General features: G+C 70.8%; 14 protein-coding genes. 7 read left to right on the forward strand and 7 right to left on the reverse strand.

Annotated features, from left to right (window positions below; genetic code table 11):
- Positions 1-79: 79 nt before the first annotated feature.
- Entirely contained in the window at positions 80-1,063 is a 984-nt protein-coding gene (locus tag CFP65_RS23940) for a 4-hydroxy-3-methylbut-2-enyl diphosphate reductase (protein ID WP_104818127.1), read from the forward strand.
- A gap of 149 nt (positions 1,064-1,212) precedes the next feature.
- Positions 1,213-1,998, forward strand: a complete 786-nt coding sequence (ppgK, locus tag CFP65_RS23945) for a polyphosphate--glucose phosphotransferase (protein ID WP_104818128.1) — start codon at positions 1,213-1,215, stop codon at positions 1,996-1,998.
- Positions 1,999-2,131: 133 nt separating this feature from the next.
- Here the strand turns inward: ppgK and CFP65_RS23950 are convergent, their stop codons facing one another.
- The gene (locus tag CFP65_RS23950) at positions 2,132-2,803 is read right to left on the reverse strand and encodes a DUF6542 domain-containing protein (RefSeq protein ID WP_158702335.1); all 672 of its coding nucleotides are present in this window, start codon (positions 2,801-2,803) and stop codon (positions 2,132-2,134) included.
- Between the two features lie 315 nt (positions 2,804-3,118).
- Here CFP65_RS23950 and ychF point away from each other — a divergent pair, with 315 nt between their 5' ends.
- The 4 genes from ychF (at position 3,119) to CFP65_RS23965 (ending at position 8,834) form a co-directional block, all read left to right on the forward strand.
- The gene (ychF, locus tag CFP65_RS23955) at positions 3,119-4,192 is read left to right on the forward strand and encodes a redox-regulated ATPase YchF (RefSeq protein ID WP_104818130.1); all 1,074 of its coding nucleotides are present in this window, start codon (positions 3,119-3,121) and stop codon (positions 4,190-4,192) included.
- A gap of 275 nt (positions 4,193-4,467) precedes the next feature.
- Positions 4,468-4,596, forward strand: a complete 129-nt coding sequence (locus tag CFP65_RS41850; RefSeq protein WP_256387280.1) for a DUF6408 family protein — start codon at positions 4,468-4,470, stop codon at positions 4,594-4,596.
- 164 nt (positions 4,597-4,760) lie between these two features.
- Complete coding sequence (locus tag CFP65_RS23960; RefSeq protein ID WP_104818131.1) at positions 4,761-6,818, forward strand: DUF2075 domain-containing protein; 2,058 nt, start codon at positions 4,761-4,763, stop codon at positions 6,816-6,818.
- 111 nt (positions 6,819-6,929) lie between these two features.
- Positions 6,930-8,834: a DUF2075 domain-containing protein gene (locus CFP65_RS23965; protein ID WP_104821075.1), complete on the forward strand. Its 1,905-nt coding sequence runs from the start codon at positions 6,930-6,932 to the stop codon at positions 8,832-8,834.
- A gap of 9 nt (positions 8,835-8,843) precedes the next feature.
- Here the strand turns inward: CFP65_RS23965 and CFP65_RS39175 are convergent, their stop codons facing one another.
- Positions 8,844-9,569, reverse strand: a complete 726-nt coding sequence (locus tag CFP65_RS39175; RefSeq protein WP_158702336.1) for an alpha/beta fold hydrolase — start codon at positions 9,567-9,569, stop codon at positions 8,844-8,846.
- Between the two features lie 111 nt (positions 9,570-9,680).
- On the reverse strand, positions 9,681-11,195 hold the full coding sequence (locus tag CFP65_RS23970; RefSeq protein ID WP_104818132.1) for an MFS transporter: 1,515 nt from the start codon (positions 11,193-11,195) through the stop codon (positions 9,681-9,683).
- 203 nt (positions 11,196-11,398) lie between these two features.
- Here CFP65_RS23970 and CFP65_RS23975 point away from each other — a divergent pair, with 203 nt between their 5' ends.
- Complete coding sequence (locus CFP65_RS23975; RefSeq protein ID WP_104818133.1) at positions 11,399-12,118, forward strand: TetR/AcrR family transcriptional regulator C-terminal domain-containing protein; 720 nt, start codon at positions 11,399-11,401, stop codon at positions 12,116-12,118.
- Positions 12,119-12,236: 118 nt separating this feature from the next.
- Here the strand turns inward: CFP65_RS23975 and CFP65_RS23980 are convergent, their stop codons facing one another.
- From CFP65_RS23980 to CFP65_RS23995, 4 genes are all read right to left on the reverse strand, one after another.
- Positions 12,237-12,893, reverse strand: coding sequence for an HAD-IA family hydrolase (locus CFP65_RS23980; RefSeq protein WP_104818134.1), 657 nt, complete (start codon positions 12,891-12,893; stop codon positions 12,237-12,239).
- Between the two features lie 99 nt (positions 12,894-12,992).
- A complete protein-coding gene (locus tag CFP65_RS42560; protein WP_104818135.1) occupies positions 12,993-13,454 on the reverse strand; it encodes a deaminase in 462 nt (153 codons plus the stop codon).
- Positions 13,451-14,137, reverse strand: a complete 687-nt coding sequence (locus CFP65_RS42565) for a RibD family protein (RefSeq protein WP_371682450.1) — start codon at positions 14,135-14,137, stop codon at positions 13,451-13,453. The genes CFP65_RS42560 and CFP65_RS42565 overlap by 4 nt, the downstream gene beginning before the upstream one ends.
- Positions 14,138-14,232: 95 nt before the next feature.
- Entirely contained in the window at positions 14,233-14,811 is a 579-nt protein-coding gene (locus CFP65_RS23995; RefSeq protein ID WP_104818136.1) for a pyridoxamine 5'-phosphate oxidase family protein, read from the reverse strand.
- Positions 14,812-14,830 lie beyond the last annotated feature (19 nt).

Here is a 14,830-nt window from a genome sequence, read left to right on the forward strand (position 1 = left end):
CGTCCGTTTCGGTCGTCCTGGCGCGCCCGGCGCGTGCGTTTCGGCCGCCCGGTCCTGGGGGCCCGGGACTGTCCGTACCATGGGAGCCATGTCCACCACCGCTCAGCGCCGCGTCCTGCTCGCCGCCCCCCGGGGCTACTGCGCCGGGGTCGACCGCGCCGTCATCGCCGTGGAGAAGGCCCTGGAGCAGTACGGGGCCCCGATCTACGTCCGCAAGGAGATCGTCCACAACAAGTACGTCGTGCAGACCCTGGAGAAGCAGGGCGCGATCTTCGTCGACGAGACGGAGGAGGTGCCCGAGGGCTCGATCGTGGTCTTCTCGGCGCACGGCGTCGCCCCCGCCGTCCACGACGAGGCGAAGGCCGGCAAGCTCGCCACCATCGACGCGACCTGCCCCCTGGTCACCAAGGTGCACAAGGAAGCGGTCCGCTTCGCCGACGAGGACTTCGACATCCTGCTGGTGGGCCACGAGGGCCACGAGGAGGTCATCGGCACCATGGGCGAGGCGCCGGACCGGATCCACCTGGTGGACGGGCCCGAGGACGTCGCCAACGTGCAGGTCCGCGACGAGAGCAAGGTCGTCTGGCTCTCCCAGACCACCCTCTCGGTGGACGAGACGATGGCCACCGTCGGCGAGCTCAAGAAGCGCTTCCCGCTGCTCACCAGCCCGCCGAGCGACGACATCTGCTACGCGACCCAGAACCGCCAGGTGGTGGTCAAGCAGATCGCCCCGCAGACCGACCTGCTGATCGTGGTCGGCTCCAAGAACTCCTCCAACTCCGTCCGCCTGGTCGAGGTCGGCCTGGAGTACGGCGCCAAGGCGGCCCACCTGGTCGACTTCGCCGACGAGATCGAGGAGAGCTGGCTGGAGGGCGTCACCACGGTCGGGCTGACCAGCGGCGCCTCGGTGCCGGAGATCCTGGTCCAGGGCGTGCTCGCCTTCCTCGCGGAGCGCGGCTTCGCCGACGTGGAGACGGTCAAGACCGCCGAGGAGCACCTGATCTTCTCGCTGCCCAAGGAGCTGCGCCGCGACCTCCGCGCGGAGGCGGCCGGCAAGGTCTGACCCGTCCGCACCCGGGATCCGACGGCGCGAGGGGCCCACCCGGGCCCCTCGCGCTTTCTCGTGTTCGGGGAGCGGCGGCTCCCGTCGGCTCGTACCTTTGTGCACAGGCTGTGGACAGCCGACGGGCCGTCGGACGGCCGGTGCGGTGGATGACGGACGACGGAGGGCGGCAGGGCGTGGGCGAGGCGACGGCAGTCTTCGGCGTGGACATCGGCGGCTCGGGCATCAAGGGCGCGCCGGTCGACGTGGAGCGCGGGGCGCTGGCCGAGGAGCGGTACAAGGTGCTGACCCCGCAGCCGGCCTCCCCGGAGTCGGTGGTGGACGCCGTCCGGGAGGTGGTCCGCCACTTCGACCACCGGGGGCCGGTCGGGCTCACCTTCCCCGGCGTGGTGGTCGGCGGCCACACCCGGACCGCCGCCAACGTGGACAAGGGCTGGATCGGCCAGGACGCGGCCGGGCTCTTCCAGGACGCGCTGGGGCTGCCGGCGGTCGTGCTCAACGACGCGGACGCGGCGGGGATCGCGGAGATGGCGCACGGCGCGGGCAAGGGACGCTCGGGCGTGGTCCTCGTCCTCACCTTCGGCACCGGCATCGGCAGCGCGCTCTTCACCGACGGCGCCCTCGTCCCCAACACCGAGCTGGGCCACCTCGAACTCCGGGGGAAGGACGCCGAACGCCGGGCCTCCTCGGCCGCGCGCGAACGCCACGACCTGACCTGGCCCGAGTGGGCCGTCCGGGTGGACGAGTACCTCGACCTGGTGGACCGGCTGTTCTCGCCGCAGCTGATCGTGATCGGGGGCGGGGTGAGCCGCAAGCACGACAAGTTCCTGCCGCTGCTGAAGGAGCGGGAGGCGGAGGTGGTGCCGGCGATGCTGCGGAACGACGCGGGGATCGTGGGGGCGGCGATGGCCGCGGGGGCCGCCGCCGTCAGGTGACGGATGGCCGACTGGTATCCAGTATCGCGCTGACAGTTTTCGTCATCTGTCATCCGTTAGGTGACGATGGTCAGCGGTCAGCGCGCATCGCTCGTCTGTCGTCGCTCGTCCGTCCTCTGCCGTCCCGCGACTGTCAGCTGATCTGCCGGCCCCGGCGGAAGCGGCGCTGGGCGACGAAACGGGCCGCCACGATCGCGGCGGCCAGCGCCGTGCCCGTGAACAGCCAGCCGGCGCGCAGGGCGAGACCGCTCGCCAGGGCCACCACCTGGGCCGTGATCCCGGAGGCCGAGACCGGCCCGAGCAGCAGCAGGGCCAGTGCGAAGGCGATCGGGCCGCTGATCGGCGCGGCCGGCAGATCGGCCGGCCGGACGCGGACGGCCACCTGGAAGCAGACCACCACGTACCCGAGCCCGAACAGCACCCCGAGCCCGTCGAAGAGCAGCCGGTCCACCGCCGCGACCGCGAGCGTGCCGCCCACCGCGAGCACCCCGGTGCCGACGGCCGTCAGCCGGGCCGGCCGCCCGCTGCCGCCGCGCCGCTGCTCCCGCGCGGCGGGCCCGAACGGCAGCCGCAGCCGCAGCCGCAGCGGCGCCGTCGGCCCGCCGACCCGCTCGCGATCCCGGTCCCGCTCGCCGGCACGTTCACCGGTGCGTTCGTTGGGGCGCACACTCCGGCGTTCCCCGGTGCCCGCCGACGGGCCGCCGGGTTCGGCGGGCGCGGCGGGGCTCGGTACGGCGGCCTCGGCCGCGCCTGCTGGCTTGCGGCGTCTGGGCCCGGGCGGCTGGGTACGGATGCTCTGCTCCACCTGCCCAACGTACGGTCCGATCATCGCCACACTGTGTAATGGCCGCATTCGGCCGCACCCGTGTCTCCGAACGGAGCAACACTCCACCCGTCCGGCGTAGCCCCGGGGTCCCGCACGGCCCGAGCAGACCGAAGAACCGATCATCCGTCGCATCACTCCCACGGGGTCCCCAGGTCCGGTCGGGGTGCACCTGGGCGTGGCTCCGGAGTTCACCGCTTCGGCCTGACGGCTCCCCCGTACGGGCGGGCCGTAGACTGGGGTCTCGGCCCGTACGGGGCCGCTTCGACCCCCTCCAAGCCCACGGGACTGCGCTTCATGTCGCTCACGATCGGAATCGTCGGCCTGCCGAACGTCGGCAAGTCGACCCTTTTCAACGCCCTGACCAAGAACGACGTGCTGGCGGCCAACTACCCGTTCGCCACCATCGAGCCGAACGTCGGCGTGGTCGGCGTGCCGGACGCGCGCCTCGGCAAGCTGGCCGAGATCTTCGGTTCGCAGCGCATCCTCCCGGCCACCGTCGACTTCGTCGACATCGCGGGCATCGTCCGCGGCGCCAGCGTGGGTGAGGGCCTGGGCAACAAGTTCCTCGCCAACATCCGTGAGTCGGACGCGATCTGCCAGGTCATCCGGGCCTTCGTCGACCCGGACGTGGTGCACGTGGACGGCAAGGTCTCGCCCAAGGATGACATCGAGACCATCAACACCGAGCTGATCCTCGCCGACCTCCAGTCGATCGAGAAGGTCCTCCCGCGCCTGCAGAAGGAGGCCCGCCTCAAGAAGGAGTCGGCAGCCACCCTGGCCGCCGCCGAGGCCGCCCAGAAGGTCCTGGAGAGCGGCAAGACCCTCTTCGAGGTCGGCTTCGACGCCGCCTCCGTCCGTGAGCTGCACCTGCTCACCACCAAGCCCTTCCTCTACGTCTTCAACGTGGACGAGGACGAGCTGGTCGACGAGGCCTTCAAGGAGGAGCAGCGCGCCCTGGTCGCCCCGGCCGAGGCCATCTTCCTCAACGCCAAGATCGAGTCTGAGCTGATCGGCATGGAGGAGGACGAGGCCCTCGAACTCCTCCAGTCCATGGGTCAGGAGGAGACCGGCATGGCCACCCTCGGCCGCGTCGGCTACGAGACCCTCGGCCTCCAGAGCTACCTGACCGCCGGCCCCAAGGAGACCCGGGCCTGGACGATCAAGAAGGGCGCCACCGCCCCCGAGGCCGCCGGAGTCATCCACACCGACTTCCAGAAGGGCTTCATCAAGGCCGAGGTCATCTCCTTCGACGACCTCGTCGAGTGCGGCTCCATCGCCGAGGCCCGCTCGAAGGGCAAGGCCCGCATCGAGGGCAAGGAGTACGTCATGCAGGACGGCGACGTGGTGGAGTTCCGCTTCAACGTCTGACCGACTGCCGGAAAAGGCCGCCCGCTCCCGCGAAAGCTCGGAGGCGGACGGCCTTTCCGTTTCCACAGGCCCGGAAGGGTGCTGCGAGCGCTAACTCCATACCTGGCACGGCTGTTCATGAGCTAGCGTTGTCCCGCACCGCGTCTGTCCTCCAGCAGGACATGCGCGACGCGCCTGCGCGGGCTCTTCGGGGTCGGTGACGAAGCCTTGCGGTGTGTTCCCGGTGGGAGCCATCCGGCCTCGCCATCGGTTCAACCCGAAGAGGACGTGCTCAAATGGCTTCCGTCGAGCATAAGACCAAGCGCCACAGTTGGGTTAGCGATGTCCTGGTGGGCATTGCGGCGAGTTTCGGCTCGAACCTGCTGTGGACGCTGGCGCAGATCGTGGTGCACCGTCTCGGCTGAGCCGAGCGGCGGGGCGGGCCTCCAGGGGCCCGCCCTTCACCGTGCCAGGTCCGGGTAATCTACGGGTTGTCATTGCGGTCCGCCGGGCTTCCTCTCTGCATCGACAGAGTCATGAGGGACATGCCCCCACCCGCACGAGTCATTCGTGCCCCGGGGGTCCCCTCTTGCTACTCCAACTGTCCGCAGCCGAACTCGGTCCCCTCGTCACCGCGCGGTCCGGGGCGGTGAATTCCCCGCTCACCGAGCGGCTGGTCAGCGAGCACTCCAGGATCAAGGACAGAGAAGCCCAGGCCAGTGACATCAGAGCCTGGAACAACAGTATTCCGGTGGTGGTCAGGGCCCTGCTGGAGTGCGGCCTTGGCGAGGTCGAGGTCCAGGTCGAGGTCGACCTGCCCCACACCAGCTCCGCAGTCGATCTGGTGCTCTGCGGTCAGCATCCTGGAACGGGCGAGGACTCCTACCTCGCGGTCGAGTTGAAGCAGGTGCGGCACGCGACGGTAGACCCGCGTTGTCCGATCGCTTTCGACCTCGGTTTCGGCGGCCCCAGGAACAGCTTGCACCCGGTACGGCAGATCCAGCGCTACTGCGAGTACATGATGCGCTATCTGCCTCATCTCCGAGAGAGCGAAGACCGGTTGATGGGGGTTGCGCTGCTCCACAACGCGCGGGACGAGGATGTGGCAGAGCTGTTCGACCTACCCGAGACCGACCACGGGTTCCTCTACACACTCGACGACATCGACCGATTCCGGCGTGTCCTCACGTCGAGATTCACCGCTGCCTCCGGTAAGCGGGCCGCGCACGCCTTGGAGAATGCTCGCCGCGAGCCGCTGCGCAAGGTCACCGACGTGGCGCGGCACCGGTCCGTCACCGGCGGTGGGCTCGTTCTGCTCGATGAGCAGTACGTTGCGGCCGATCGGATCATCCGCTACCTGCAGCGGGCCGCACTGCCCGCCAACTTCGACGCCGAGTTGTTCCACGACAACCGTACGGTCCATGATCCTGTCCCCGAGACCGAGGGCAAACGGGTCTTCATCCTGCGCGGCGGTCCCGGCAGCGGGAAGAGTGCCGTGGCATTGGAACTGCAGCGAGTGCTGGGACTCAAAGGCCAGGAGGCTGTGCTGGCCAGTGGATCCCACGCGTACACGGAGACCCTGCGCGACATTATGATCGGTACGGCGCGGCGGGGGCAGGTTGCGGGGAAGACCAGGACGGCAAAGAGGCTGTACCGCTACTTCAACAGCTTCACCAAGACTGCACCGAACAGTGTCGGGGTCCTGATCTGCGACGAGGCACATCGCATGCGGCGCAACTCGACGGACCGGTACACCCCGAAAGAGCTCCGTGACGACGACCGGCCACAGGCGATCGAGTTGATCAGAGCGGCGAAGGTCCCGGTGTTCCTGCTCGACGACCACCAGTCCATCCGGCCCGACGAGGTGGGGACCGCCGACTATCTCAAGGAGCTCGCCGAGGACAACGGTTGCGTAGTCGAAGTGACCGAGCTGGAGGGGACCTTCAGGGCCGGCGGGAGCAGGCGGTACCAGCAGTGGGTCCAGCGGTTGTTGGGTCTGACGGTCTCCGACCCGGTGCCCTGGCGACCGGACGGGCGGATGGAGCTGCTAGTTGCGGACAGCCCGGATCACCTGGAGGAGTTCATTCGGATTCGTCACCACGAGGGGGCATCGGCTCGAATCACCGCAGGGTTCTGCTGGCCGTGGAGCAAGCCGGTCGACGGTCAACTCGTCGACGACGTGGACATCGAGGGCTGGCGTCAGCCGTGGAACGTGAAGCCGACGTACAGCGTGTCGCACGCGCCGAAGTCGGACTTGTGGGCTACCGATGACCGCGGTATCGGACAGATCGGCTGCGTCTACACGGCACAGACCTTCGAGTACGACTGGAACGGCGTCATCATCGGACCGGACCTCCTGTTTCGGGACGGGAAGTTCAAGGTGAACCGCATGGCGTCCTGTGACCCGGCTTTCGGCCCCAAGGTCGACGACGACGTTGTCGACAGATGTATTCGCAACGCCTACCACGTGCTCCTCACCCGGGGTGTCCACGGCACGGTGGTCCACGCCGTGGACCAGGCCACCCAGAACGAGCTGCGCCGGTTGATCCCAGGGACCATCAGTATGCAGAACTCCAAAGGCGGCCCGTCGAAACTCACTGCGGAAGGATCAGCGGTGCCCCCTGCCTACCGACGGCACGGCGGGTAGCCTTGACGGCGTCGTCGCTGCGGCCCGCCGGGCTTCCGCTCCACCCGTCGGAGCACTCACGGACATGCCTCCACCCGCACGAGTACCTTCGTGCTGTCCTGGGGGCATTCCTTGCTGTTCCGCGACTCCGCCGCGGCGGTCGCCGCTGAGTGCCTCTCAGGTGCTCTTTTCTTCCGCCTGACGGAACAGTTCGTCCGGGTCCACGGGCACCGGCCGAGCCCGTCGGAGGTCCGTTCCTGGGAACGGAGCATCCCGGTGCTCGCGGGTGCGTTGAACGATGCGGGGCTCGGGCAAGTGGAGATGCTCCTGGAGTACGGGCTGCCGTTGAACAGCAAGCGCGCCGACGCCGTGCTGGCAGGGGTCCACCCCACGACCGGCCTGCCGTCCTACGTCGTGGTGGAGCTGAAGCAGTGGAGCAGTGCGGAACCGGACGACGACGATCCGTCGCTCTGCCGCATCGACGCCTACGGCCGGGCCGTATTGAACCCCGTGGACCAGGTGCGTGGCTACTGCCAGTACCTCGTCTCCTTCAACGGGGTACTGGCGGAGCACCCGGAGCGGGTCAGTGGCGCCGCGTACCTCCACAACGCCACGGAGTTCGGTGTCAGTGGACTGTTCGGGGCCGAGCAGGACGAGCAAGGGCAGCTCTTCATCGGGGCGAGGCGCGGAGAGTTCCTCGACTTCCTGCGCGGAAGGCTGGGGACCAGTCCTGGTGCGTCGGCCGCAGACGAGCTTGTGGACGGGAAGATCGGGCCGTCAAAGCAGCTGATGGCAGTGGCTGCCCGAGAAGTACGTGAGCGTGAGCAGTTCGTCCTGCTCGACGAGCAGCGGATCGCCTACCGGACGGTCCTCAACGCCGTCCGCCGGGCCAACCGGTCTGACCACAAGGAGGTCGTGATCGTCACGGGTGGGCCCGGCACCGGGAAGAGCGTTATCGCGCTGTCGCTGCTCGGCGAGCTCTATCGGCAAGGCGCGACCGCATTGCATGCTACGGGCTCGAGCTCCTTCACAACGACGATGCGGAAAGTGGCCGGTGCTCGCAAGCGTGAGGTGCAGGACCTCTTCAAGTACTTCAACGGGTTCATGACGGCCGAGCGCAACGGACTCGATGTCCTGATCTGCGACGAGGCCCACCGCATGCGAGAGACCTCTGCCAACCGTTACACGTCAGCGGCGAACCGCACCGGGAAGCCGCAGATCGAAGAACTCATCGACGCCGCGAGGGTGCCGGTCTTCCTGCTCGACGAGCACCAGGTCGTGCGCCCCGGTGAGATGGGCACGGTGGCGGAGATCGAGGCCATGGCCGAGAAGAAGGGCCTCCGCTGTCGGGTGGTACCACTGGACAGCCAGTTCCGCTGCGGGGGCAGTGATGCGTACCTGCGCTGGGTGGTGAGGTTGTTGGGTCTTGAGCCGGGCGGTCCCGAGGTATGGGAGCCCGACGGCAGGATGCAGCTCACCACCGTGGACAGCCCGCTGGAGATGGAAGCCTTCCTAGACGATCGCCGTTCGCAGGAGTACAGCGCACGCATCAGCGCGGGTTACTGCTGGAAATGGACGAAGAAGGTACCTCCCGGTCAGGCGCTTCCGACGGACGTCGCCATCGGAGACTGGCACCGGCCCTGGAATGTCTTCGGCGATCGTGCCGTCGGCGGTGCGCCGCCGGCCGCACTGTGGGCGACGGATCCGGCCGGATTCGGTCAGGTGGGCTGCGTCTACACGGCGCAGGGATTCGAATACGACTGGAGCGGCGTCATCATCGGGCCCGATCTGTTGTGGCGTGGAGACCGGTGGGTCGTCGACCGCACGGCGTCGAAGGACCCGGTCTTCAAGAAGTCGACTTCGGATGCGGACGTGGACCGCCTCATTCGCAACACGTACAAAGTGCTGCTGACGAGGGGAATGGTCGGCACAGTGGTGTATTCGACCGATGCCGAGACTCAGGCGAAGCTTCGCGTGCTGGCTGGTGCGGTAGCGCAGCACCAGCCGGCAAGGGCGGACGCACTCGTGCGCGGTTAGGAAACCAGGTCAGTCGTGGAGGTGGGCGCCGGCGCCGGTGGCGGCCTGGGTGAGGGTGTCGGCGAGGAGGGTGGGGGTGGTGAGCATGGGGAAGTGGCCGGTGGGGAGTTCGAAGTAGGTGGTGGTGGGGTGGGCGAGCTTGGCGAAGCGGGGGGCTCCGGTGGCGTGGAGGGAGCGGGCGGCGGCGATGCTGAGGCCGTTCTCCAGGCAGAAGACGCCGGTGGTGGGGATGGTGGACCAGGCGCCGGTGAGGGGGACGGGATCGGTGGTGGTGTGGGCCGGGTGGGGGCGGGCGTGGCGGTGGTAGTGGGGGAGGAGCTCGGCGGGGACGCCGGTGAGTTCGGTGGGGACGGGGAGCAGGCCCGCCGCTGAGGCCGGCGGGAGGAGGGCGCCGGCGAAGCCGGTGGCCAGGGACTCGCCGTCCTCGGGGGTGCCGGTGTCGACCAGGACGAGGCGTTCGACCTGCTCTGGCTGGAGGTCGGCCGCGCCGATCGCCGGGAAGATCCCGTAGCTGTGGGCCACCAGCACCACCGGCCCCTCGCGGTTGAGGTGGGTGGCCACGGCTGCGGTGTGATCCGCGAGCCGGACCCGGCCGGCCTCGGGGCCGGCCTCGGGCTCCAGGCCGGGCAGGGTGAGCGGGATCGCCCGGTGGCCGCGTGCCGTCAGCTCCTCGGCCACCGCCTCCCAGGCCCAGCCCCCCATCCAGAGCCCGGGCACCAGCAGGAACGTCGTCATGGCAGACCTCTTCTCGGAACTTCGGAAGGCGAGCGCCGTTGCGCCGCTGCCCCGGACGGTAGGACCTCCCGTAGGGGGAGAATCCAGCCGGCCGGGGCGGGAGGGGACGGATCAGGCGGCGAGGTCGTGCTCGGCGGGCTGGGCGGCGGGCTTGCCGCCCCGCATGACCAGGCCGGCGAGCAGGGCCGCGGCCAGGACGCCGATCGCGCTGATGGTGAAGGTGGTGGTCATCGAGGCGGTGAAGGCGGTGCGGGCCGCGTGGACCAGGGCGGGATCGCCGTGGGCGGCGGCGAGGGCGTCGCCGATCGAGCGCCTGGCCTGGGCGGAGGAGCCGGCGGGCAGCTCGTGGGCGAAGCGGCTGGAGAGCAGCGAGCCGAGGATGGCGATGCCGAGTGCGGTGCCGGCCTGCTGGATGGTGTCGTTGAGAGCGGACCCGACGCCTGCCCGCTCGGCCGGGATGGTGCTCATCAGGGCGCCGACGGCGGCCGGCATGGCCAGCCCGGCGCCGAGGCCGAGCAGGCCGAGAGCCACGGCCGGGACGGTGAAGCCGCCCTCGGCGGAGACCGTGGTGAGCAGGCCGAAGGAGGCGGCCATCACGACCAGGCCGGTCAGTACGAGGGTGCGGTGGCCGAGCCGGGCGGCGAGGCCGGCCCCGGCGCTGTTGCCGATCAGGGCGGCGAGGGCCAGCGGGACGAAGGCCAGGCCGGCCTTGACCGGCGAGTAGCCGAGCACCGACTGGAGGTACTGGGTGAGCACCAGCAGCAGGCCGCCGTTGCCGATCTGAACGAGGGTCAGCGAGAGCGAGCCACCGGTGAAGTTGCGGTGGCGGAACAGCGCGAGCGGGACCATCGGCGCGTCGGTGACGTTCTCCCAGACCACGAAGGAGCCGAGGGCGAGCACCGCCACGGCCAGGGTGAGGGCGGCGTGGCCGCCGAAGGCGCCGTGCTGCGGCAGCTCGATGATCCACCAGATCAGCGCCGTCATCCCGGCGGCGGAGAGCAGGGCGCCCAGCGGGTCGGCCTTCTGCTTCGGGCCCTTGGACTCGGGCATCAGGGTGAGGCCGGCCAGCACGGCGAGGGCGACGATCGGCACGTTGACGAAGAAGATCGCGTGCCAGGAGAGGTGGGCGATCAGCGCCCCGCCGAGGACCGGGCTGCCGACCAGGCCGAGCATCGAGACCGCGCCCCAGGCCGCCATCGCCTTGCCGCGCTCGTCCTCCTCGAAGACGGTGATCAGGATCGACAGCGTCGAGGGCATGATCAGCGCCCCACCGACCCCCATCGCGACCCGGGCCGCGATCACCTCGCCGGGTGAGGCCGCGAAGCTCGCGGCGAGCGAGGCCGCGCCGAACAGCAGCAGTCCGACGATCATCACCTTCCGGCGGCCGAACCGGTCGCCGAGGCTGCCCGAGGTGAGCAGCAGCCCGGCGAAGACCAGCACGTAGGAGTCGAGGATCCACTGGGTGTCCTGGCTGGTGGCGCCCAGGTCGGCGGTCATCGACGGCACGGCCACGGTGAGGGCCATGCTGTCGACCACCAGCACCAGGGTGCTGAGGCAGAGCACCAGCAGGATCCACCAGCGGCGGGGGTTCCGGGCGGTGGGGCGGACGTCCGAGCGGGGTTCCATCTGTTTCCCTCCGAGCTGCGTACAGTGTTCGCGGCGATGAGAACACTGTACGCAGCTGCGCACAGTGTTCGCAAGGCTGTAGCGGTGTACGCTCGATGCGAACGCCGTGCGCAGCAGTCGGCGGAGGCGTGGACCAGGACCAGGACCGGGACCAACGCCAGCACCAAGACCAGGACCCACGACCAGGGCTAGGGAGAATGACGATGGCCGGCGAGAACCCCCCGATCCCCTCCGTCTGGGCCCGGCAGCAGCGGGAGGCCGAGCAGCCCGCGCTCAGCCGGGCGGCAATCGTCCGCGAGGCGGTGGCCATGCTGGACGCCGACGGTGTCGAGGCGTTGAGCATGCGCAAGCTCGGCGCCCGGCTCAACGCCGGGGCCACCTCGCTCTACCGGCACATCGCGACCAAGGACGAGCTGATGGAGCTCGCGGTGGACGAGGTGGTCGCGGAGATCACCGTCCCGCCGGTGGCGGAGGGTGACTGGCGGGCGGCCGTGACCGGGGCGGCCGGCTCCTTCCGGGCCGCCGCGCTGCGGCACCCATGGCTCTCGGGTGTGCTCGGGCAGGCCGGGTTGGCCTACCTCGGGCCCAATCTGATGGCCTTCTCCGAGCGGCTGGCGGTGCTGTTCGTCGAGGTGGGCTTCCCCGAGCCGAGCCGGGCGATCGACGCGGTGCTCGCGTACGTGCTCGGGATGAGCGTCACCGAGGCGGCCTGGCTGAGCACGGTCGCCCGGGCGGGCGAGACGGAGGCCGAGTTCGTGGCCCGCCTGATGCCCGCCGCCCGGCAGGCCGTGGCCGGCCACGAGCACCTGGCCGAGGCGTACGCCGCCCAGCAGGCGCCGGACCCGGCCGAGATCCGGGAGGCCAAGTTCGCGTACGGGCTCGAGGTCGTCCTGGACGGGTTGGCGCTGCGCCTCCCCAGGTGACCCGCCGAGCCGCCCGGCCGCCGGACCCGGCCGGGACCGTCAGGCGACGGACCGTCAGGCCACGGAGCGTCAGGCGACGGACCGTCGGGCGGCGGTGACGGTCAGGCTACCGTGATCGTCAGGCGACGGTGACGGTCAGGCGGCCGTCCGGGCCGGGGGTGACGGTCACCTCGGCGAGGGTGGGGGCGTGGGCCTCGCAGGGGTGGGCGGCGGCGCGGGGGCCGATGCCGACCACCGGGATGCCGGCGGCGCGGGCGGCGGCGAGGCCGGCCTCGGAGTCCTCGAAGGCGAGGCAGTCGGCGGGGGCGAAGCCGAGCTCGGCGGCGCCCTTGAGGAAGCCCTCGGGGTCGGGCTTGCTCGCGCTGACGGATTCGGCGGTGACGGCCACCGCGGGGTACGGGAGGCCGGCGGCGGCCATCCGGGTGCGGGCGAGGCGGTCGTCGGCGGAGGTGACCAGGGCGTGCGGCAGGCCGGTGAGGGCGGCCAGGAAGGCGGGGGCGCCCAGGACGGGGACCAGGCCCTCGGTGTCGGCGGTCTCCTCGGCGAGCATCAGCCGGTTCTCGGCGAGGTGCTCGGCCATCGGGCGGTCCGGGAGCAGCTCGGCCATGGTCAGGTGGCCCTGGCGCCCGTGGGCGACCCGGAGCACGGCGGCCGGGTCGAGCCCGTGCCGCTCGGCCCAGCGGCGCCAGCAGCGTTCGACCACCGCGTCGGAGTTCACCAGGGTGCCGTCCATGTCGAGCAGCAGGGCGCGGGGCGTGAAGGTGGTCGCGGGCATGCGGGCTCCCTGGGGTGAGGGCACGGTGGCGCTGGCGTTTGTTCCCCTACCATACAAAAAGCGCGGGCCAAGAGGTGGCGCCGGGACGCGACCGGCTGCTCAGGAGCTCAGCAGGTGCACGTTGACGCTGCGCGCGGCCTCGGCCAGCTCGGGGAGCTCGATCACCTCGACGCCGGCGGCGGCGAGCAGGGCGGTGCCCTGGCAGGCCGTGACGAAGAGATCCGGCTCGCGCCAGGCGACCACCACCCGGGGCAGGCCGGCCGCGATGATCAGTTCGGCGCAGGTGCGGGGGCGGGAGGCCCGTTGGCCGCACGGCTCGAGGGAGCTGTAGACCGTCGCGGTGCGCAGTCGGGGGTCCTCGGCGGGGAGCTTGCCGAGGGCGGCCTCCTCGGCGTGGTTGTGGGCGTCCACCTCGCGGCTGTAGCCCTCGGCGAGCACCGTGCCGTCGGCCCCGACGATCACCGCGCCGACCGAGAACGCCGTCTCGGAGGGCGGGCAGCGCCGGGACAGCTCGACGGCCCGGGTGAGCCAGCGCAGATCGGTGCTCGCGTCGGTGGTCACGGGGTGGACTCCTTGGGGGCGTACCGCAGCAGGACGACGTCACCCACAGTACGTGCCCCGAGCAGCCGCATCCGGCGCCCGGGCCCGCCGGGGAAGTCGGCCGGGCCGAGGAACCGGGGCGCCGCCGGCCGGCCGACCAGCAGGGGGGCGACGGCCAGGTGGAGCTCGTCGGCCAGCCCCTCGGCGAGGAACTGGGTATGCACCCCGCCGCCGCCCTCCACCATCAGCCGCTCGACGCCGCGCCGGCCCAGCTCGTCCAGCACCGCCGGCAGGGCGACCCGCTCGCCGGGGGCCGCGACCTCGGCCAGCCCGGCCAGCCGCTGCCGCAGGCCGGGGGCGGCGGCCGTGGTGGTGAAGACCAGCTTGGCGCCCCCGGTGTGCCAGAACCGCAGCGCCGGGTCGAGCGCGCCGCTCGCGCTCAGGGTGACCTTGAGCGGGTACTCCGGGCGGCCCGCCGCGACCCGGGCGGCCCGCCGCTCGGCGGAGTTGACCAGCAGCCGGGGGTTGTCCACCCGCAGGGTGTTGCCGCCGACCAGCAGCGCGTCGCAGGAGGCCCGCACCTCGTCCACCCGGTCGAAGTCCTCGGGGTTGGAGAGCAGCAGCCGTTCGGGGGAGGCGTCGTCCAGGTAGCCGTCCACCGACACGGCGGCGCTGAGCAGGACGTACGGTCGGCGGATCGCCACGGCGCGGGGTCCGTTCTCTCGACAGGTGGGCCGCTGGCCACCGTACGTGGTCGGCGGCCTCGTCCCGTCACACCCGGCGCACCCGTCGGCCGTGGTCAGCGGGGTGGCAGCGGCAGCGGCAGGGCCGGCAGCCCGTCGATGCTGGTGCCCACGTGGTCCTTGGACGCGCAGTAGGCGGAGAAGTTCTCCTCGCCCTTGCGGTCGAAGAACTCGGCGTGCATCGCGCGGTCCTCGCGGTAGTCCATGAACGGCACGGCGAACCCGCAGGAGTCGCTGACCCGTTCGGCCCGGACCAGGATCACCGCGCGCAGGCCGGTGCCGTCGGCGGCCGGGTCGAAGTGGGCCATCAGCTCGCCGAAGCGCGGGTCGTCGCGGAAGACGGCCTCGCCGGTGCCGTGCACCCGTACGACGGTGGGCGGGCCGGTGAAGGCGCACCACATCAGGGTGATCCGGCCGTTCTCCCGCAGGTGGGCGATGGTCTCGGCGGTGCTGCCGCCGAAGTCCAGGTAGGCGAGGGTGAGTTCGTCGATGACCACCAGGGTGCCGGAGCGGCCCTTGGGGGAGAGGTTGACGTGTCCGTCGCTCGCCAGCGGCGCGGTGGCGGCGAAGAAGACGGGCTGGGCCTCGATGAACTCCCGCAGCCGTCCGTCGATGTACTCGTGAATCTTTCCCATGGCCCAAGTGTCCTGCGGG

Source organism: Kitasatospora sp. MMS16-BH015, assembly GCF_002943525.1.
GTDB lineage: Bacteria > Actinomycetota > Actinomycetes > Streptomycetales > Streptomycetaceae > Kitasatospora.

What these genes read in the sequence shown, in the direction of transcription:
- CFP65_RS41850 (WP_256387280.1), top strand. Translation starts at nt 4,468, where the DNA reads ATGGCTTCCGTCGAGCATAAGACCAAGCGCCACAGTTGGGTTAGCGAT.
- CFP65_RS23975 (WP_104818133.1), top strand. Translation starts at nt 11,399, where the DNA reads ATGGCCGGCGAGAACCCCCCGATCCCCTCCGTCTGGGCCCGGCAGCAG.
- CFP65_RS23995 (WP_104818136.1), bottom strand. Translation starts at nt 14,811, where the DNA reads ATGGGAAAGATTCACGAGTACATCGACGGACGGCTGCGGGAGTTCATC.
- ppgK (WP_104818128.1), top strand. Translation starts at nt 1,213, where the DNA reads ATGACGGACGACGGAGGGCGGCAGGGCGTGGGCGAGGCGACGGCAGTC.
- CFP65_RS23970 (WP_104818132.1), bottom strand. Translation starts at nt 11,195, where the DNA reads ATGGAACCCCGCTCGGACGTCCGCCCCACCGCCCGGAACCCCCGCCGC.
- CFP65_RS23980 (WP_104818134.1), bottom strand. Translation starts at nt 12,893, where the DNA reads ATGCCCGCGACCACCTTCACGCCCCGCGCCCTGCTGCTCGACATGGAC.
- CFP65_RS39175 (WP_158702336.1), bottom strand. Translation starts at nt 9,569, where the DNA reads ATGACGACGTTCCTGCTGGTGCCCGGGCTCTGGATGGGGGGCTGGGCC.
- ychF (WP_104818130.1), top strand. Translation starts at nt 3,119, where the DNA reads ATGTCGCTCACGATCGGAATCGTCGGCCTGCCGAACGTCGGCAAGTCG.
- CFP65_RS23940 (WP_104818127.1), top strand. Translation starts at nt 80, where the DNA reads ATGGGAGCCATGTCCACCACCGCTCAGCGCCGCGTCCTGCTCGCCGCC.